The 19,399-nt window shown below is 66.9% G+C and carries 16 protein-coding genes and 1 pseudogene; 11 read left to right on the plus strand and 6 right to left on the minus strand.

The window, feature by feature from the left end; genetic code table 11:
* Window positions 1-113 precede the first annotated feature (113 nt).
* The 5 genes and pseudogenes from rutA to EC839_RS23055 all read left to right on the plus strand — a co-directional run bounded on the left by rutA (window position 114) and on the right by EC839_RS23055 (window position 3,715).
* Window positions 114-1,202, plus strand: coding sequence for a pyrimidine utilization protein A (gene rutA, locus EC839_RS23035; RefSeq protein ID WP_007162986.1), 1,089 nt, complete (start codon window positions 114-116; stop codon window positions 1,200-1,202).
* Window positions 1,202-1,930 carry a pyrimidine utilization protein B gene (rutB, locus tag EC839_RS23040; RefSeq protein WP_007162985.1) on the plus strand — a complete coding sequence of 243 codons (729 nt, stop codon included), beginning with the start codon at window positions 1,202-1,204 and terminating at the stop codon, window positions 1,928-1,930. The genes rutA and rutB overlap by 1 nt, the downstream gene beginning before the upstream one ends.
* A 6-nt stretch (window positions 1,931-1,936) precedes the next feature.
* The gene (gene rutC, locus EC839_RS23045; protein ID WP_027600052.1) at window positions 1,937-2,320 is read left to right on the plus strand and encodes a pyrimidine utilization protein C; all 384 of its coding nucleotides are present in this window, start codon (window positions 1,937-1,939) and stop codon (window positions 2,318-2,320) included.
* An 84-nt stretch (window positions 2,321-2,404) separates the two neighbouring features.
* Entirely contained in the window at window positions 2,405-3,190 is a 786-nt protein-coding gene (rutD, locus tag EC839_RS23050; RefSeq protein ID WP_007162983.1) for a pyrimidine utilization protein D, read from the plus strand.
* Between the two features lie 4 nt (window positions 3,191-3,194).
* Window positions 3,195-3,715 (plus strand): annotated as a pseudogene (locus EC839_RS23055) (flavin reductase).
* Between the two features lie 83 nt (window positions 3,716-3,798).
* On the opposite strand, the gene EC839_RS23060 reads toward EC839_RS23055, so the two are convergent.
* The 3 genes from EC839_RS23060 to EC839_RS23070 all read right to left on the minus strand — a co-directional run bounded on the left by EC839_RS23060 (window position 3,799) and on the right by EC839_RS23070 (window position 8,325).
* Window positions 3,799-5,496: a glycosyltransferase family 39 protein gene (locus EC839_RS23060; protein WP_177416791.1), complete on the minus strand. Its 1,698-nt coding sequence runs from the start codon at window positions 5,494-5,496 to the stop codon at window positions 3,799-3,801.
* Between the two features lie 1,069 nt (window positions 5,497-6,565).
* Window positions 6,566-7,372 carry a histidinol-phosphatase gene (gene hisN, locus EC839_RS23065; protein ID WP_007163098.1) on the minus strand — a complete coding sequence of 269 codons (807 nt, stop codon included), beginning with the start codon at window positions 7,370-7,372 and terminating at the stop codon, window positions 6,566-6,568.
* Window positions 7,373-7,374: 2 nt separating this feature from the next.
* The gene (locus EC839_RS23070; RefSeq protein WP_007163099.1) at window positions 7,375-8,325 is read right to left on the minus strand and encodes an adenosine deaminase; all 951 of its coding nucleotides are present in this window, start codon (window positions 8,323-8,325) and stop codon (window positions 7,375-7,377) included.
* A 228-nt stretch (window positions 8,326-8,553) separates the two neighbouring features.
* On the opposite strand from EC839_RS23070, the gene EC839_RS23075 reads away from it, so the two are divergent.
* From EC839_RS23075 to EC839_RS23085, 3 genes are all read left to right on the plus strand, one after another.
* The gene (locus EC839_RS23075) at window positions 8,554-9,654 is read left to right on the plus strand and encodes an acyltransferase (RefSeq protein WP_100169021.1); all 1,101 of its coding nucleotides are present in this window, start codon (window positions 8,554-8,556) and stop codon (window positions 9,652-9,654) included.
* 106 nt (window positions 9,655-9,760) lie between these two features.
* A complete protein-coding gene (locus tag EC839_RS23080) occupies window positions 9,761-10,867 on the plus strand; it encodes a calcium:proton antiporter (protein ID WP_007163101.1) in 1,107 nt (368 codons plus the stop codon).
* 9 nt (window positions 10,868-10,876) lie between these two features.
* Window positions 10,877-11,440: a DedA family protein gene (locus tag EC839_RS23085; protein ID WP_007163102.1), complete on the plus strand. Its 564-nt coding sequence runs from the start codon at window positions 10,877-10,879 to the stop codon at window positions 11,438-11,440.
* 840 nt (window positions 11,441-12,280) lie between these two features.
* Here the strand turns inward: EC839_RS23085 and EC839_RS23095 are convergent.
* Window positions 12,281-13,300 carry a branched-chain amino acid aminotransferase gene (locus EC839_RS23095; RefSeq protein ID WP_007163103.1) on the minus strand — a complete coding sequence of 340 codons (1,020 nt, stop codon included), beginning with the start codon at window positions 13,298-13,300 and terminating at the stop codon, window positions 12,281-12,283.
* A 244-nt stretch (window positions 13,301-13,544) separates the two neighbouring features.
* Here EC839_RS23095 and EC839_RS23100 point away from each other — a divergent pair, with 244 nt between their 5' ends.
* The gene (locus EC839_RS23100; RefSeq protein WP_177416793.1) at window positions 13,545-14,036 is read left to right on the plus strand and encodes a hypothetical protein; all 492 of its coding nucleotides are present in this window, start codon (window positions 13,545-13,547) and stop codon (window positions 14,034-14,036) included.
* Window positions 14,037-14,042: 6 nt separating this feature from the next.
* Here EC839_RS23100 and EC839_RS23105 read toward each other — a convergent pair whose 3' ends face one another.
* The gene (locus tag EC839_RS23105) at window positions 14,043-15,086 is read right to left on the minus strand and encodes a zinc-dependent alcohol dehydrogenase family protein (protein WP_007163105.1); all 1,044 of its coding nucleotides are present in this window, start codon (window positions 15,084-15,086) and stop codon (window positions 14,043-14,045) included.
* An 85-nt stretch (window positions 15,087-15,171) separates the two neighbouring features.
* On the minus strand, window positions 15,172-15,864 hold the full coding sequence (locus EC839_RS23110; RefSeq protein WP_080568416.1) for a 3'-5' exonuclease: 693 nt from the start codon (window positions 15,862-15,864) through the stop codon (window positions 15,172-15,174).
* Between the two features lie 210 nt (window positions 15,865-16,074).
* On the opposite strand from EC839_RS23110, the gene EC839_RS23115 reads away from it, so the two are divergent.
* Window positions 16,075-18,408, plus strand: coding sequence for a DNA polymerase II (locus tag EC839_RS23115; protein ID WP_007163107.1), 2,334 nt, complete (start codon window positions 16,075-16,077; stop codon window positions 18,406-18,408).
* On the plus strand, window positions 18,408-19,196 hold the full coding sequence (locus EC839_RS23120; RefSeq protein WP_007163108.1) for a nucleotidyltransferase domain-containing protein: 789 nt from the start codon (window positions 18,408-18,410) through the stop codon (window positions 19,194-19,196). The genes EC839_RS23115 and EC839_RS23120 overlap by 1 nt, the downstream gene beginning before the upstream one ends.
* Window positions 19,197-19,399 lie beyond the last annotated feature (203 nt).

Below are 19,399 nucleotides of genomic sequence, written 5' to 3' on the forward strand. Positions count from 1 at the left end.
CCAAGTGTTTAATTGGCCTGAACTTTCAAGACTTGGCAAGCTTTCTGCTCCGATCCTGCAGCAACGGCGCATCTGGATGCGCTTCGATTCCTGACTGCGGGAGAGTGCGAGCGATGAACATCGGTGTCTTCATTCCCATCGGCAACAACGGCTGGCTGCTGTCGGAAAACGCGCCCCAGTACCGGCCTACCTTCGAGCTGAATCGCGAGATCGTGCAGTGCGCCGAGCACTACGGCTTCGACTTCGCCCTGTCCATGATCAAGCTGCGCGGCTTCGGTGGTAAGACCGAATTCTGGGACCACAACCTGGAGTCCTTCACCCTCATGGCCGGGCTGGCGGCGGTGACCTCGCGCATCAAGCTGTTCGCCACTGCCGCGACCCTGACCCTGCCGCCGGCCATCGTCGCGCGCATGGCCGCCACCATCGACTGCATCTCCGGCGGCCGCTTCGGCGTCAACCTGGTCACCGGCTGGCAGAAGCCCGAGTACAGCCAGATGGGGCTCTGGCCGGGCGATGAGTTCTTTGCCAGTCGCTATCAATACCTCGGTGAATACGCCCAGGTGCTGCGCGATCTCTGGGGCACCGGCCAATCGGACTTCCAGGGCACGCACTTCCGGATGGAAGATTGCCGGGTGAGTCCGCGTCCCCAGGCACCCATGGAGATCGTCTGCGCCGGGGCGAGCGATGCCGGCCTGGCGTTCGCCGCCGAACATGCCGACTACAGCTTCGTCTTCGGCAAGGGCGTCAACACGCCCAAGGCCTTCGCCCCGGCGGTAGAACGGCTACAGGCGGCCACCGCCAAGACCGGGCGCGAGGTCTCCTCCATCGCCCTGTTCATGATCATCGCCGCCGAGACCGACGAGGCCGCTCGCGCCAAGTGGGAGCACTACAAGGCCGGCGCCGACGAAGAGGCCATCGCCTGGCTGGGCGCCCAGGCCGCCGCCGACACCAAGTCCGGCAGCGACACCAACGTGCGCCAGATGGCCGATCCGACCTCGGCGGTGAACATCAACATGGGCACCCTGGTGGGCTCCTTCGCCAGCGTGGCGCGGATGCTCGACGAGATCGCCGAGGTACCCGGGGCCAGCGGGGTGCTGCTGACCTTCGATGACTTCGTCCAGGGCGTGACCGACTTCGGCGAGCGCATCCAGCCGCTGATGCAGAGCCGCCGTCACGTCGAGCTGTTCAAGGAGAGTGCCTGATGAACGCTGTGGAAACCCTGGCGGGCTATGCCCTGCCTGCGAATGACGCCGAAGCCGTGACGCTGCCGGCGCGTCCCGAACCGCTGCGGCTCAAGGCCAGTGAGACGGCTTTGATTGTGGTGGACATGCAGAACGCCTATGCCAGCAAGGGCGGCTATCTGGATCTGGCCGGCTTTGACGTCTCGGCCACCGGCCCGGTGATCGAAAACGTCGCCGCCGTGGTGGGGACCGCCCGCACTGCGGGCATGCAGGTGGTCTGGCTCCAGAATGGCTGGGACCCGGAATATCGCGAGGCGGGCGGGCCGGGTTCGCCCAACTGGCACAAGTCCAACGCCCTCAAGACCATGCGCAAGCGACCTGAATTGCAGGGGCAGCTGCTGGCTAAGGGGGGCTGGGACTATGCCCTGGTGGACCGGCTGCAGCCGGCGGCCGCCGACCTGGTGGTGCCCAAGACCCGCTATAGCGGCTTCTACAACACCCACCTGGACAGCCTGCTGCGCGCCCGTGGCATCCGCAACCTGGTGTTCGTCGGCGTCGCCACCAACGTCTGCGTGGAGTCGACCCTGAGGGATGGCTTCTTCCTCGAATACTTCGGCGTCTGTCTGCACGACGCCTGCCACCAGGCCGGGCCCCGTTCGGCCCACGAGGCCGCGCTGTTCAACATCGAGACCTTCTTCGGCTGGGTCGCCAGCTGCGCCGATTTCCACACCACCTTCGCCAAGGACTGAGCCACCATGCCCAAGCAAGCCGTGATCCCCGCCGGTACCGGTACCCCCATCGCCCCCTTCGTGCCTGGCAGCCTGGCCGATGGGGTACTCTATGTCTCCGGCACTCTGCCGTTCGATGCCCAGAACAACGTGGTCCACGTCGGCGACGCCGCGGCCCAGGCACGCCATGTGCTCACCACCATCCAGGGCGTGGTGGAGGCGGCCGGCGGCACCATGGCCGACGTCACCTTCAACATGATCATGCTCACCGACTGGGCCAACTACGCCGCCATCAATGCGGTGTACGCCGAATTCTTTCCCGGCGAGAAGCCGGCGCGCTACTGCATCCAGTGCGGCCTGGTAAAGCCGGATGCGCTGATCGAGATCGCCAGCATCGCCCATGTCGGCTAGGCCGCGCTCCGTCTAGCCCCCTCTCCCCCTGGGAGAGGGCTGGGGTGAGGGAAGCCTCAACCACCCAACCTTCAAGGACCGCCCATGCACTTCGAACTCCATGGCCGCCAGGATCCGGCGGCCGAGACCCTGCTGCTCAGCTCCGGGCTGGGCGGCGCCGGGGCCTTCTGGGCGCCGCAGCTGGCGACCCTCGGCGAAAGATTCCGGGTGGTGGTCTATGACCAGACCGGCACCGGCAGGAGCCCGGCCGAGTTGCCGGCGGACTACCGCATCCAGCATATGGCCGAGGACCTGCTGGCGCTGGCCGATCGCCTGGAACTCGACCGCTGCCTGTTCATGGGCCATGCCCTGGGCGGTCTGGTGGGCCTGCAGGCCAGTCTGCTGCGCCCGGGCCTGATCCGCCGCCAGGTGCTGGTCAATGCCTGGAGTCGGCCCAATCCGCACACCAGGCGCTGCTTCGCCCTGCGTCAACGGCTGCTGCGCGACAGCGGCGCCGCGGCCTATGTCCAGGCCCAGGCGATCTTTCTCTATCCGGCTACCTGGATCGCCGATCACGGTGAGCGCCTGGCCGCCGACGAGGCCCATGCCCTGGCGCACTTCCCCGGCGAGGCCAATGTCCTGCGGCGCATCGGTGCCCTGCTGGCTTTCGACGTGGACGCCGAACTGGCGCGGATCGAGGTGCCGACCCTGGTGCTGGCCAACCGCGACGATGTGCTGGTGCCCTGGACCTCGTCCCAGCGCCTGGCCACGGGCCTGCCCCGGGCCAGCTTCGAATTGCTGGAGTGGGGCGGCCATGCCTCCAGCGTCACCGACCCCGCCACCTTCGACCGGGTGGTGCTCGACTATCTCAGCCAATCTTCCGAGGAATAGCGCCATGTCCGTTGCCCATGCCTTGCCGCCTGCCACGACGCCCGCCGCCCCGGTCGAACGCGACCTCTTCCGTGAGCCATGGCGCGCCTGGGCGCCGCGGTCAATCTGGTCACCACCGATGGTCCGGCCGGCCCGGCCGGCTTTACCGCCACCGCCGTATGCAGCGTTAGCGACAGCCCGGCGACCCTGCTGGTCTGCCTCAACCGCGGCGCCTCGGTGCATCCGGCCTTCAGCGCCAACGGCGTGCTCTGCGTCAACGTCCTGGCCGCCGGCCAGCAGGCGCTGGCCAACCTCTTCGGCGGCAAGACCGCCATGGCCGAACGCTTCGCCGCGGCGCGCTGGACCCGCCTCGCCACCGGTGCGCCGGTGCTGGACGGCGCCCTGGTGGCCTGCGATTGCCGCATCGCCGGGGTGCAGTCGGTGGGCAGCCACGACCTGTTGCTCTGCGAGGTGCTGGGGGTGGCCGAGCCCGGTGGCGAAGGCGGATTGCTGTACTTCGACCGGCGTTATCACGAGCTGGGTTAGTTGGGGCTGTTGGGCTTCGACAGTGAAGCTGTCTCAACCCAACCTTGCGTGGGGGTTGGAGCTGCCGTAGGTCGGGTTGAGCGTTAGCGAAGCCCAACGCCTGAGAACCCTCCCGGCAATACCCTGAAGGCACGGAAGCGCTCCTTGAGATTGCCGGGGCGGGCGCCCTGCCAGAGCAGCTGCCAGCCCGGCGGTACCGCCACGGCTTGGTGCCATTCGTCCTGCACCACCAGCACCTGGCAAGGCACCTGCCGCAGAGCGGTCCGCTCCAGCGGAGGATAGCCGGCATAGACGTGCAGCATGGAGCGTTCCGACTCGCCCAGGCCGTAGCTGGCTACGCAATCCGTCCGTGGCAGCGCCCGCTGCAGCTCGGTGAACGGCCGGGCATAGCTGTTGCCCAGGTCGACCCAGGGCAGCCAGAGACTGTTGGCCAGACTCCAGCTCACGGTGAGGCCGACGAACCAGAGACTGCCGGGTGCCAGGCGTCTGTGCAGCCCTAGCGCCAGGCCCCAGCCGAGCAGCGCCAGCGCGGCAAGGGTCCAGGCCAGCAGGCCTACCGGCAGTCGTTCAGCGAGCGGCAGATGATCCCGGACCAGCGCTGGCCAGGGCAGCGGCCAGCGCAGCGCTAGGCCGAAACCGCCCAGGGCCAGCAAGGCGATGACCGGCGTCCAGAAAGCCAGACCGAGGGTGCGCCCGAGGGCGGCGAGCACGGGTGGTGGCTGCAGCCGCGCCGCCAGCAGCGCCAGCGCCGGAAACAGCGGCAGCAGATAGAGGCTGCGGAACACCGCCGACTTGAGCAGCACCGCCAGGCAGACGACCGCATAGAGCACCACCGTGGCCAGTCCCGGATGCCGACCCAGCCGCTTCAGCGGGCTGCCGCCACGGCGATACAGCTGCCAGAGCGTGGCACCCAGCAGGATCAACCCGGTGGGAAAGGACAGCGCCAGCAGATCCGCCAGGCTGGAGGCCAGGCCATCGGTATCGCTGTTGCGCGCTTCCAGGCCAAAGAAGCGGCCAATGTTGTTGGTCCACAGCCAGGTATGGAACAGCTCCGGCGCCCGGTGCCAGAGCAGCGCCGGCCAGATCAGCAGCCAGGGCAGGGCGGCCAGGCTGGCGGCGAGCAGCCAGTGCCGTCCTTCCGGCTCGACCAGTCGCCGCGGCCAGCAGAGCGCACAGAGCAGTCCGGTGAGGCCCAGCACCCCGGGGACCAGCAGGCCCTTGCTCATGAAGGCGATGCCCAGACCGCTGCCGAACAGTAGGCCACGGCGCCAGGGATGGCGGTTGTCGTGCAACTGCGCGGCCAGCCCGGCAAGGCCTAGGGTGGCACCGGCCAGTTGCGGCACGTCGGCGATCAGCAGATGACTGTGCTGCACCACCCCGAGCATGCCCAGCAGGGCGAGCACGGCCTCGCGCAGGCGGCCGGGCAGCAGCCGCTCGGTCAGCCAGGCGAGGGCGGCCAGGGTCACCAGCATCCAGCCCAGTACCGCCAGCCGCGCGCCGTCGGGCGCACTCAGCCAGGGCGTGGCCAGTCGCGCGGTCAAGGCGCCGGTCCAGTACATCAGCGGCGGCTTTTCCATGAAGGGCGCGGTGCCGACCCGAGGGACCAGCCAGTCCGGGGTGGTGAGGAAATTCCACACCATGCCGAAGGAATAGGGTTCGTCGGCCTTCCACAGACCACGACCGAATAGGCCAGCGAGCAGGTAGGCGGCCAGGCAGCCGAGCAGCAAGGCCCGCTCCAGCTGTGCGGCTCTGGGGGAGGCGGTGGAAGAGGAGGGGAGCACGGCAGGGACTCTTGGCGGAATCCTGCCGGTATACGGGAGTTGGCTTAGAGGGGGCTTAAGAGGTTAGCGGGGGATGATTGCCATGGGGCCAATCGCGGCCGCTCCTGCAGGCTCGGATTGGGTCTGTAGGAGCGGCCCATGGCCGCGATTGCTGTTGGTGTCTCGGCTAATTATTGAGGTCTGTTGATAGCTCTTGTTTCGCCTGGCCGGCGACTCACTTTTCTTTGCTTGCGGATCGCCGCCCGGTGCAAAGAAAAGTATGCAAAAGAAAGCACCCCCGACAGTTCGGCCCTCCGCTGCGCTCCGGGTCCCCTCGCTCCGGCGCCGCTCGGGGGGCACGGCACGAAGGGGCTTCCTGCCCCTTGCGCCTCGCTCGGCGTCCTGCCTCGCAACCCCTGCACTCGGCCTCACTGGCGGGGACGGGGCGCAAGCGTGAATCTTGGGTGTTCACAGGATCTGTAACGTGTAAAGCCGCAGAGCGTTTTCCCCTGGCAGCCCTTAACTGCCGAAGCAACTGTCTTTATCGCGGCCATGGGCCGCTCCTACAGTAGCCGGATATCTCGTAGGAGCGGTCGCTACGGCGCACCGGCATGGCCGCGATTCCAGTAGAGTCAAGGCGTAGCGTGTAAAACCGCGTAGCATTTTCCAATGGCGAGCACTGACACCATCAGTGGACAAGGCTCCGCCGTTGTCCACGCTACGAAGCGCTTGGGCAACACTTTCAGGCTGGCGAATCGCCCCGTTCAGGAGGGCGAGCGCCAGTGTTGTTGAGTGGGTCGAGCCGCATGGATGCGGCGAGAGGTCCAGCGGGCCATGGACGGCCCATCTGGACCGACCCCGGAACGGCGCTGGCGTGAGCGGACCCGCAGCGCAGCGAGGGCCGGATGTCCGGGGCAAGCGTTTTTGGTTACTTTTGCCGCGATTGGCAAAAGTGACTCGCCCGGGTGGGTGAAACAAGAGCCATCAGAGCACTCAATAAGCAGCCGGGCACCTATAAAGCCAAGGTTGCAGCTCCGTAATGTTGGGCTTCGCTCCGCTCAACCCAACCTACGAAGCCCTCTGCCAAGCCTCAGACCAGGTGCTGCAACCGCTCCACCAACTGCGCATGCAACTTCGGATCACCGCAGGCGAGGATGGCGCCGCCCTGCTGGGCATCGCCGCCGTCCCAGGCGGTCATGCGGCCGCCGGCGCCTTCAATGATGGGGATCAGCGCCTGGACGTCGTAGGGCTGCAGGCCCGCCTCGATGATGACGTCGACGAAGCCCGAGGCCAGCATGCAGTAGGCGTAGCAGTCGCCGCCGAAGCGGGCCAGCTGCACCTCGGCGGCCACGGCGTCGAAGGCGGCCAGGCGCTCGGGGGTGTCGAAGATGTCGCGGCTGGTGCACATCAGCCGGGCCTGGGCCAGGCTGGCGCAGGGGCGGGTGCGCAGGGCCGCGCCGTTGCGCCAGGCGCCGGCCGGGGTGCCCAGGTAGCGTTCGCCGGTGAAGGGCTGGTTCATCACCCCGATCACCGGGCGGCTGCCGTCGTTGAGCGCCACCAGGGTGCCCCACAGCGGCAGGCCGGTGATGAAGGCGCGGGTGCCGTCGATGGGGTCGAGCACCCAGCTCAGGGGACTGCTGCCGGCGACGTTTTCCTCTTCCTCGCCCAGGATGCCGTGATCCGGGTGCTCGGCCTGGATGAGTTCGCGCATGGCTCGTTCGGCGGCCTTGTCGGCGATGGTCACCGGGTCGTAGCGACGCCCGGCGACGGCGGCGTCGCCCTTGTCGTCCACCGCCAGCTGGGCGCGAAAGTAGGGCTGGATGGCCACGGCGGCGGCATCGGCCAGGCGCTCGGCGAAGCGTTCGTAGTAGGAAATCTCGGCAGCGGTCAGGCTCATGCTCATTTCACCAGGCGGGCGTCGAGGCTGTTCTGCGCCAGGCGCCGGGCCTGTTCCTGGGTCATGCCCAGGCCTTCGTGCAGGGCCATGAAGTTCTCGGTGACGTAGCCGCCGAAGTAGGCCGGGTCGTCGGAGTTGACGGTGACCTTGAGGCCGCGGTCGAGCATCTTGAGGATGGTGTGCTGGCTCATGTCGTCGAACACGCAGAGCTTGGTGTTGGACAGCGGGCAGACGGTGAGCGGGATCTGCTGGTCGGCCAGGCGAGCCATCAGGCGCTCGTCCTCGAAGGCGCGCACGCCGTGGTCGATCCGCACCACGCCGAGTTGGTCGAGGGCTTCCCAGATGTACTCCGGCGGACCTTCCTCGCCGGCATGGGCGACGGCCGGAAAGCCTTCGGCACGGGCACGGGCGAAGACGCGCTTGAACTTGCTCGGCGGATGACCCTTTTCCGAACTGTCCAGGCCGACGGCGACGAAGTGGTCGCGGAACGGCAGCGCCTGATCCAGGGTGGCCTGGGCGGCGTCTTCGGACAGGTGCCGTAGGAAGCTCAGGATCAGCCCGCTGGTCACGCCCAGCTGCTTCTCACCGTCGCTCAGCGCCTGGGTGATGCCGCGCACCACCACCTCGAAGGGAATGCCGCGATCGGTGTGGGTCTGGGGATCGAAGAAGGGTTCGGTGTGGATGACGTTCTGTTCCTTGCACTTGAGCAGATAGGCCCAGGTCAGGTCGTAGAAGTCCTGCTCGGTGCGCAGCACGTCGGCACCGGCGTAATAGAGGTCGAGGAATTCCTGCAGATTGCCGAAGTTGTAGGCGGCGCGCAGGGCTTCGACATCGCCCCAGGGCAGGGCGACGCCATGGCGCTCGGCCAGCTTGAACAGCAACTCGGGCTCCAGAGTGCCTTCCAGGTGCAGGTGCAGTTCGGCCTTGGGCAGGGCGTTGAGCCAGTCGTACATGGGATCCTCGGGATAGCTTGAATCAGGAAAAGATGGACGATTGTCGCACGCTTTGCCCGGTTTTCCGCAGCCGTCCGGGTTCCCGCTGACCGATGTACGGTGGCATCGTCGGTCAGAAATTCCCAGCATTCCACGCTTTGGGCCAGCAAAAGGCCATAACGCCTGCATCGGGTCTGGATCTGACTACAATCGGGACGCATGGCTCCAAACACCACGCGTGAGGTATCCGTGCAGACCGTTCAGGATCATGTTGGCGGCAAGAACAACAATCTCAATCTGATTCGCATGATCGCGGCGCTCGCCGTGGTCTTCAGTCACAGCTTCGCCATCTCCAGTGGCACCCCCACGGCGGAGCCCGGACGCGAGAGCCTGGGCATGACCCTGGGCGACATCGCGGTCGACATCTTCTTCATCACCAGCGGTTTCCTGGTCACCAAGAGCCTGCTCAGCCGGGCCGACATCATCGATTTCGTCTGGGGTCGCGCGCTGCGGGTGGTACCGGGGCTACTGGTGATGCTGGTGCTGACGGTGCTTGGCCTCGGCGCCTGGCTGACCCGGGCGCCCCTGCAGGATTATCTGAGCGATCCCCAGACCTGGTTCTATCTGTTCAAGAACACCGGCCTGATCGCCGGCGCCGAATTCGATCTGCCCGGGCTGTTCGAGGGCAATCCCCTGCAGGCCATCGTCAATGGCTCGCTGTGGACGCTGCCCTTCGAGGTAGGCATGTACGGCGCCCTGGCGTTGCTCTGGCTGGCCGTGCTCTGGCTGCGCCTGGACAGCCGCCACTTCCAGCGCGCCATCCTGCTGTTCGCCGTGGGCGCCGCCCTGTTCAAGCTGTTCGCCCACTACTTCTTCGCCAGCGAATCCCATCTGCTGCGGCTGTTCCAGATGTTCTTTCTCGGTGGCGCCTTCTATGTGCTGCGCGCCTACATCCCGCTATCGCGCGCGCTCTTCGTCGCCGCCGTGGCGCTGCTGGCGGTGGCCACGCCCGACCGTGACAGCTTCTTTCTGGTCTATAACCTGGTGCTGGGCTACGTACTGCTCTATCTCGCCTTCGTGCCGGCCGGGCGCATCCGCGCCTTCAACGAGGTGGGCGACTATTCCTATGGCCTCTACATCTACTCCTTTCCGGTGCAGCAGACCCTGGCGGCGGTGATCCCCGGCATCGAGGCCTGGACCATGGTGATCCTTTCCATCGGCATCACCCTCCCGCTGGCGGTGGTGTCCTGGTACCTGGTCGAGCGTCACGCCCTGGGCTATCGCCAGGCCTGCGCCACCGGCACCAAGGCGGTGTGGAAGCGCCTGGCGCCGCGCGCCCGGGTCGGCTAAGGGACCGCCGCGCGGGCGATCAGGGCAGGGGCGTATCGAGGTGCGAGCGTTTTGCCGTCTATGGCGGTCGTAACAAGGCATTGCTCAACCAAGGACGCCCCTCTCCATGCTCGCCGCCCTCAAAGACGAAACCCTGCTGCTGGTCGCCATCGGTGCCACGGTGCTGGCCTATGTGTTCGAACACGCGCTGCTCGGCGGTGGCCAGACCCTTGCGCTGGTCGCCGCCGGCGGCCTGATCGCCGCCATCATCTGCGCGGCCATGCGCGTCGCCCACCACGCCGAATTGCTCGCGGAAAAGGTCGGCGATCCCTACGGCACCATGATCCTGACCCTTTCCGCCGTGCTGGTGGAGGTGATCATCCTGGCGATCATGATGAGCCACGACCACTCACCGACCCTGGCCCGCGACACCATCTACGCCGCGGTGATGCTGGACATGAACGGCATCATCGGCCTCGCGGCGCTGCTCGGCGGCCTCAAGCACGGCGAGCAGCCCTACAACGACGATTCCAGCCGCAGCTACGGCGTGATGATCATGACCGCGGTGAGCATCTCCATGCTGGTGCCGGAATTCATCCCCACGGCCCAGTGGCACGTCTATTCCTTCTTCACCATCGGCGCCATGGCGCTGCTCTATGCGCTGTTCCTGCGCATGCAGACCGGTCCACACAGCTACTTCTTCAGCTACAACTACCCTGAGAAGAAGCGCAAGCGCCCGGCCGTGGAAGGGCAGGGCGAGGCAGGCGGCCATGGCGAGAGCAGCTCGGCGCTGTCCATCGGCCTCTTGATCGTCGGCATCGTCGCCACCGGGGCCCTGGCCGAGGTGATGTCCAAGTCGCTGGATACCGGCCTGGAAGGCCTGGCCGTGCCGGCCCTGGTGCCTGCCCTGGTGGTGGCGGTGATCTCCGCCAGTCCGGAGATCCTCACGGCCCTGCGCGCGGCCATGGCCAATCGCATGCAGTCGGTGATCAACATCGCCCTGGGCGCCAGTCTGTCCACCGTCATCCTTACCGTACCGGTGGTGGAAGCCATCGCCCTGTTCAATGGCCAGCCCATCCAGATGGCCATGACCCCGGTGCAGACGGTGATGATGGCCGTGACGCTGATCGTCGCCGCCATCAACCTCAACGACGGCGAGACCAACGCCATCGAGGGCATGACCCACTTCGTGCTGTTCGGCACCTTCATCATGCTGACCATCCTCGGTCTCTAGGGACGCGCCATGATCGACAGCGAGGTCATCAGCAACTACGGCTACGGTGCCGCCGTGCTGGGCGCCCTGATCGAGGGCGATGGCGTGGCTATCCTGGCCGGCATCGCCGCCCGCCACGGCTATCTGCTGTTTCCACTCACGGCGGTCTGCGTGGCCCTGGGCGGCTTCATCGGTGACCAGACGCTGTTCTTTCTGGGGCGGCGCTACGGCGATCGCATCCTCGGTCGTTTCAAGCGCCAGCAGGCACGCATCGACTGGCTGCGCAGCCGTATCCATCGCCACGAGGCGCTGTGGATCATCGGCATCCGCTTCGCCTACGGCTTCCGCCTCATCGGCCCGCTGCTGATCGGCGCCAGCGGGGTGCGCCCGCGGCGTTTCCTGATCTTCAACGTCATCGGCGCGCTGCTCTGGGGCTTCGTCATGACCGGCATCGGTTATGCGGTGGGCGAGATCCTGCGGGACTTCTTCGCCGAGCATCATGTGTCGAAGCGCTGGCTGATCGCGGCGGCGATCTGCGTGGCGGTGCTGTTCATCGGCGCCCGCGCCATCCTGCGGCGGCGGGAGGGGGTGTAGGGGAGGGTGGCGTAGGTTGGGTTGAGCGGAGCGAGGCCCAACACTTGGCTCTAGCTGATTATCGAGTGCTTTGATGGTTTTGGTTTCGCCCACCCGGGCGAGTCACTTTTGTCAGTCGCGACAAAAGTAACCAAAAGCGCTTGCCCCACCATCCGGCCCTTCGCTGCGCTGCGGGTCCGCTCACGCCAGCGCCGTTCCGGGGTCGGTCCAGATGGGCCGTCCATGGCCCACTGGACCTCTCGCCGCATCCATGCGGCTCGACCCACTCCACGACACTGGCGCTCGCCCTCCTGAACGGGGCGATTCGCGCGCCTGATGCGTTGGGTGCAAACCCGTAGGGTGGACAACGGCGCAGCCTTGTCCACGCGATAGGCGTTACTCCCTCAGTGGAAAACGCTGCGCGGTTTTCCACGCTACAGATACTGGAAATACCCAACTTTCAGGCTAGCGTCCCGTCCCCGTCAGTGAGGCCGAATGTAGGTGTCGCGCAGGGGGATGCGAGGCAGGACGCCGAGCAAGGCGCGAGGGGCAGGAGGCCCCTTCGTGCCGTGCCCCCGGAGCGGCGCCGGAGCGAGGGGACCCGGAGCGCAGCGGAGGGCCGAAACGTGGGGTGTGCTTTCTTTTGCTTACTTTTCTTTGCACAAGCAAAGAAAAGTAAGTCGCCGGCCAGGCGAAACAAGGGCTACAAGCAAAACTCAGCAACTAGCCGGAGCATCCAGGCGCCCAACATCCAAGTCCGCAACGTTGGGCTTCGCTCCGCTCAACCCAACCTACCGCCAACCCCTTGTCCAATGAAAAAGGCGCCCTGAGGCGCCTTTTTCAAACCAAACCAACCCCAAGTCAGACCTTGACGATCCAACCCTCCGGCGCCGGCTTGTCGCCGGTCTGGATGCCGGTCAGTTCTTCGTACAGCTTGCGCGTCACCGGGCCGACTTCGGTCAGGCTGTGGAAGACGTGCAGCTTCTCGCCGTACTGGATGCCGCCGATGGGGGTGATGACCGCTGCGGTGCCGCAGGCGCCGGCTTCGACGAACTGGTCGAGCTGGTCGATATGGACGTCGCCCTCGACCACTTCCAGGTTCAGCCGCTCGCGGGCCAGGTCCATCAGCGACATGCGGGTCACGCCCGGCAGCACCGACTCGGAGCGCGGGGTGACGAACTTGCCGTCGCCGGTGATGGCGAAGAAGTTGGCCGAGCCGACTTCCTCGATCTTGCGATGGGTCAGGGGATCCAGGTAGATGCAGTCGGCGAAGCCTTCGGCCTTGGCCTGGGCGCCGGGCATCAGGCTGGCGGCGTAGTTGCCACCGACCTTGGCGGCGCCGGTGCCCTGGGGCGCGGCGCGGTCGTAGCCGGAGATGACAAAGTTGTGCGGGGTCATGCCGCCCTTGAAGTAGGCGCCGACCGGGATGCCGAACACCACGAAGTGGAATTCGGGGGCGGTGCGCACGCCGATGTTGTCACCCACGCCGATGACGAAGGGGCGCAGGTAGAAGGCGCCACCGGTGCCGTACGGCGGGATCCAGGCCTCGTTGGCCTTGACCACCTGCTGGCAGGCGTCGATGAACATCTCGGTGGGGACCGGCGGCATCAGCAGGCGGGCGCAGCTCTTGTGCATGCGCGCGGCGTTGCGGTCGGGGCGGAACAGGTTGATGGAGCCGTCCTGGCAGCGATAGGCCTTGAGGCCTTCGAAGCACTGCTGGCCGTAGTGGATGGCCGTGGAGCCTTCGCTGATGTGCAGCTGGTTGTCGCGAGTCAGCTCGCCGGGTCCCCAGCTGCCGTTGCGATAGGTGGCGATATAGCGGAAGTCGGTCTTGATGTAGTCGAAACCGAGGGTCTTCCAATCGATGTCCGCAGCGCTCATAGATCCTCGCAGTGCTCTCCGGCGGCTTGGCCGGTCGTTTCGTGGTCGGGCCGTACGCCTCGCCGGCGACGGTTCAAGGGGGTGGACGAGGCGGGCTCGTCGCTAGACTGTGAAAGATACCGCTTATCCGGACCGGCCGGGGGCACCTTTCAGCCAATCGGGTCTCCAAAGTCTGAAGCTGGCCCTTTGCCGCCTCGGCCTGCTGCCTCAGGCTAGACGCCGGGGTCATCACCAGGAGCTCGTTTTGAAAACAATGATGGCGTTGCTGGGTGCCTTGACCCTGCCAACGCTCACGGCGCAGGCCGCCGGTATCTTCACCGATGGATTCGACACGGCGCTCAATCGCCGGGTCATCGAATGGCGGGGCGCGCCCTCGCCGGAAGGTATCGTCTTCAGCGTGATCGCCAGCCAGTTCAAAACCAGTGCCGGCAATGCCACCACCGATTTTCGCACCCAGCTGTCCACCTTTGGCGACAAGGTGCGCTTCCATGGCTGCAGCGCCAGTCGCTGGGAGATGAACAACCAGATCTATCTGCCGCTCAAGGGCCAGTACCGCATGGCCGGGCTGGACGAGCGCTATGGCGAATACTTCGTCGCCCAGCCCACCCGCCAGGACCTGGAGTGGGTGGCCATGAACACCCGCGTCCACTATCGCCTCTGCCGCCTGCGCGAGACCCTGTCCGCCGAGGACCTCCAGGGCCTGCGCTGGGTGTTGCAGGCGGCGGAGGCCCACTAGCCTGGACTAGTCGAAGCGGGTGATGACGGTCACCCCGGTGCCTTCGAACTTGTCCATGTGCATCAGCGCCGCGCCGGATTCGGCCAGGCTGATCTCGCGGCCGATCAGTTTCTCCGGCGCCAGGGTGCCCTGGCGCAGCATGGCCATCAGCACGTCGTAGCGATGGGCCTGCATGCCGTGGCTGCCGAGGATCTCCAGTTCCCGGGCGATCACCAGGTTCATCGGCAGCGCCGGGGTCGCCTGGTCACCCAGCAGCAGTCCGACCTGGACGTGCCTGCCGCGCTTGCGCAGACAGGCGATGGAATTGCAGCAGGTGATTGGATGGCCGAGGGCGTCGAGGGAGAGGTGCGCACCGCCGCCGGTCAGTTCCTGCACCGCTTCGGGCACGCTGGCCACCTGGGTGGCATCGATCGTCGCCACCGCGCCGAGGCGACGCGCCAGGGCCAGCTTGTCGGCGGTGATGTCGATGGCCACCACCTGGGCGCCCAGGGCGCGGGCGATCATGATCGCCGAGAGGCCGACGCCACCGCAGCCGTGCACCGCGACCCACTGGCCGGCGCTGACCCGGCCCTGATCGACCACCGCGCGAAAGGCCGTCACGAAACGGCAGCCCAGGCTGGCCGCGGTGGCGAAGTCCAGTTGCTCGGGCAGGGCGACCAGATTGAGATCGGCCTGGTGGATGCCGACGTACTGGGCAAAGGACCCCCAGTGGGTGAAGCCGGGCTGGAACTGATGATCGCAGACCTGCTGGTGACCGGCATGGCACTGCGGACAGGCGCCGCAGCCACCGACGAAGGGCACCGTCACCCGGTCGCCGACGCGCCAGAGGGTCACGTCCCTGCCTACCGCCTCCACCACGCCGGCCAGTTCGTGGCCCGGCACATGGGGCAATTCGATGTCGCTGTCATGGCCGACCCAGCCGTGCCAGTCGCTGCGGCAGACGCCGGTGGCCATGACCCTGAGCACCACGCCGTGGGCTTCGGGGGTGGGGTCCGGCACCGTGCACAGGCGGGGTGTCGCGGAAAAGGCTTCGTAGACGACGGCTTTCATGGCGGGGCCTCGGGCGGGATGACGACTCCAGTATGGCAAGTCGCGCAGCGTTAGCCTGTCTGCCAGCCGGTACCTTGCCGCTCGGCTAGCCCGCCAGCGCCTGCAGACCCTGCCAGGTGGCCGGTGCCTCCCCGGCCAGCGCCTGCACCAGGGCGGCCTTGAGTCGGCAATCGGGCAGGGCGCGATGGGTTTCCTGCACCACGACGCCCTGCTGGCGGGCGGCCATGGCCAGGGACTTGCGGCGCCAGCCATCCTGGCTGCGGCTGTCCAGACTGGGCTCCTGCCAGAAGTGCGCATAGAGCTGCATCAGGCAGTGCAGGCGGGTGCCATCCACCAGTTGCACCGGCGGCGTCTCGCGCTCCAGTTCCGGCGGCAGGGCCTGGCCGTGGAGGCGGGCATTGTGGGCCAGCAGGCGATAGTCGAAGGCCATGCCATAGGCCAGCACGGTGCGGCCCCGCAGCAGCGGCCAGAGGGAGGCGAACACCTCGGGAAAGCGCGGCGCCTGGGCCAGGTGGGCGTCGGTCAGACCATGGATCAGGGTCGCCTCGCGCGGTACGGCGATGCCTGGGCGGACCAGGGTATCGAGCAGCACCCGGCCACTGAGGGTCATGACCGCCACCTCGATCAGCTGGGCATCCTCGCCCAGGCCGGTCGCCTCGGTATCCAGCACCAGGACGTCCTGTTCCAGCCAGCGACGCGCCTGCTCGCGCACGCGCGCTTGCTGGGCGTTGTAGCGGGGTGCGGCAGCGGTGGGAAACGACGACGACAACGGATTCATGACACGGCCTGACAACTGAAAGCTAGGGTGCGCCCAGGCGCCGAACAGTCGGCTCTACGACGGGTGTGGGCATTCGATGCAAGATCATCGCCACAGGACACAGGCCATTCGGCGGGGGCGACGAGCGGACCATCGGGCGCGCCGAGGTCGCCTGTACCGGCTGGCCTTGCGAGAATGGGCCTTTCATCCATGTCGAGGAGCGCCACCGCTTTGGCCGCCGTCCAGGGTTTCTTGCTGACACGCCTCTGGCGCGAGACTTCCACCGGGATGGAGCTGGTGTTCTGGTTCGCCACCGACCGCGGTCCGCACCAGCTGCGGGTGCCGGGGCAACAGGCGGTGGCCTTCGCCCCGGCCGCGCGACGGGCGGACATCGAGCGCCTGCTGCCGGCCGGGGTGGAGATCCGCGAGCTGGCGCTGCAGGACTTCCAGCGGCGCCCCGTCCTGGGGCTCTATGCGTCGCGCTATCGCACCCTGCGCGAACTGGAGCAGCGCCTCCCCGCCGCCGGCATCGACGTCTACGAGACGGATATCGCCCCGGCGGATCGCTTTCTCATGGAGCGCTTCATCACCGCGCCGGTGACGCTGCCCACCGCCGAGGGCGCGCCCCTGCGGCCGGATCCCAACTATCGTCCCACGCTGCGCACCCTGTCGCTGGACATCGAGACCAGCGAGCGCGGCGAGCTCTACAGCATCGGCCTGCACGGCTGCGGCCAGCGCCAGGTGTACATGCTCGGCCCGCCTACCGGGGAAGACGCCGCGGTGGACTTCGACCTGGAATACGTCGCCGACCGCGCCACCCTGCTCGAACGCCTCAACGCCTGGATGGCGCGTCATGATCCCGACGTCATCATCGGCTGGAGCGTGCTGCAGTTCGACATCCGCGTGCTCCACGAGCACGCGCGCAAACTGGGCGTGCCCCTGCACCTGGGCCGGGGCGCCGTGGAGGACGATCGCTACGAACCCGGCGGCCAGGGCCGGCCCTTCCACGCCCTGCTGGCCGGACGGCCGATCATCGACGGGGTGGAGGCGCTCAAGTCGGCGACCTGGGTGTTTCCCTCCTACAGCCTGGAGAACGTCAGCCGCACCCTGCTGGGCGAGGGCAAGGCCATCGACAATCCCCACGACCGCATGGCCTCCATCAATCGCATGTTCGCCGGCGAGAAGAGCGCCCTGGCGCGCTACAACCTGGTGGACTGCGAGTTGGTCACGCGCATCTTCGCCAAGACCGGCCTGCTGCGCTTCCTGCTGGAGCGGGCCAGCGTCACCGGCTTGCCGCTGGAGCGTCATGGCGCCTCCATCGCCGCCTTCTACCACCTCTATCTGCCGCTGATGCACCGCCAGGGTTTCGTCGCGCCCAATCTCGGCGCCCAGCCGCCCGAGGCCAGCCCCGGCGGCTTCGTCATGGATTCGCGGCCCGGGCTCTATGACTCGGTGCTGGTGCTGGACTACAAGAGTCTCTATCCCTCGCTGATCCGTACCTTTCTCATCGATCCGGTGGGCCTGGTGGAGGGCCTGGCGCTGCCCGAGGCGGAGACGGTGCCGGGCTTTCGCGGCGCGCGCTTCCATCGCACCCGGCACTGCCTGCCGGAGATGGTGGCGCGGGTCTGGGAAGGGCGCGACGCCGCCAAGCGCGCCGGCAACGCGCCCCTGGCCCAGGCGCTGAAGATCATCATGAACAGCTTCTATGGCGTGCTGGGTACCCCGCACTGCCGCTTCTTCGATCACCGCCTGGCCTCATCCATCACCCTGCGCGGCCATGCGGTGATGCACCAGACCCGCGAGCTGATCGAGGCGCGTGGCCATCGGGTGATCTATGGCGACACCGATTCCACCTTCGTCTGGCTCGGCCGCGCTCACGAAGAGGCCGAGGCCGAGCGCATCGGTCGCGACCTGGTGGCGGCGGTCAACGCCCACTGGCGCGCGCAGCTGCAGGCCGAGCTGGGGCTGGAAAGCCACCTGGAGCTGCAATACGAGACCCATTTTTCCCGATTTCTCATGCCCACCATCCGCGGCGCGGAGGAGGGCAGCAAGAAGAGATACGCCGGCTTGCGACCCGGGACGGACGGTCAGCCGGAACTGGTGTTCAAGGGCCTGGAGACGGTGCGCAGCGACTGGTCGCCACTGGCCCAGCGCTTCCAGCGCGAGCTCTACCTGCGCATCTTCACCGGCGAGCCCCACGAGGACTATGTGCGCGACTTCGTCGCCCGCACCCGCGCCGGCGACTTCGACGACCTGCTGGTCTATCGCAAGCGCCTGCGTCGGCCGCTGGAGGAATACCAGAGCAACCTCTCGCCCCAGGTCCGTGCGGCGCGCCTGCTGGAGGCGGATGGCGCCCGCCTGGGCCGCCGCAGCCGCTTTCGCCGCGGCGGCTGGATCAGCTACCTGATCACCACCGCCGGCGCCGAACCGGTCGAGCTGCCCCATGCGCCGCCGGACTACGACCACTATGTGCAGCGCCAGCTGGCCCCGGTGGCCGACGCCATCCTGCCCTTCGTCGGCGACCGCTTCGACCGGCTGTTGGATCAACAGATGGGGTTGTTCTGATGCATGCGGCTGACAATGGACTGGATGCAGCCGGTTTTATCCGCCAGGTGCCGGAGTTGCCCTTCCAGCACGAGTACCAGGCGGTGCTGACCGCCGTCTGCAGTCAGTTACCAGCTTTGCTGGGCGCGCATCTGGTCGCGCTCTATGTCTATGGCAGCGTGGCCGAAGGTCGTGCCCGACCGGCGCAGTCTGATCTGGATCTTACGTTGATCCTGAGCGATGCCTGCCCGAGCACCCAGGTGAACGAGCTGGAGCATCTGCGGCGCACGCTGGAGCTTGGCTACCCTGAAGTCAGCAAGATCGATTTTGACCTCGGGCGCCGAGCCGAGGCCCTCGCCTCAGCCAATCGCCTCAGTTGGGGGTTCTGGCTCAAGCATCATTGTCGCTGGCTGTGGGGCGAGGATCTGGCGCGGCGTTTTACCCCCTTCAAGCCGGACGCGGCCATCGCTCGAGCGGTGAATGGCACTGTAATACCTGTGTTGGAGGGGTATCTGCATACCCTGGTCACGGGCACGCTGCCCGTTGAGCGGTTGCGCCTGCAACGAGAGGCGGCGCGGCGGCTGCTGCGCGCGTTGCTGGTGCTGCGTCGGCCCGACGAGATCGACTGGCCCTGGACGCTGGAAGAGCATCGGACGCGGGCCTTGCGGCTGTATCCCGAGCAAGGGGTCGCAATCGAGTTCTTCTATACCGAGGCCTTGCAACCTCAGGCAGCCGCTGCCGAATTCCGCCAGCGACTGGCCGCTTTCCTTGGCTGGTTCGCCCAACAGCAGAGATCACCGGAACCCTAGTGCAAGCGGGCTTCCTGACGTGGCCAACTCGTGCCGCCTGGAGCACTCTCACCCCAGCCCTCTCCCGCAGGCGGGAGAGGGGGCGGATCGGCGTGGGGGGTGGGTTCGGCGTAGATACCGTCTTCGCCCTTCAGTGTGCAATGGCTAAAGCAGGGTCGAAAGGCTTGCCCGATTTGAGCACGCCATAGGCGATGGTCAGCAGC

It is taken from the genome of Pseudomonas sp. JUb52 (assembly GCF_004341115.1).
GTDB classification, from domain to species: Bacteria; Pseudomonadota; Gammaproteobacteria; order Pseudomonadales; family Pseudomonadaceae; genus Chryseomonas; species Chryseomonas oryzihabitans.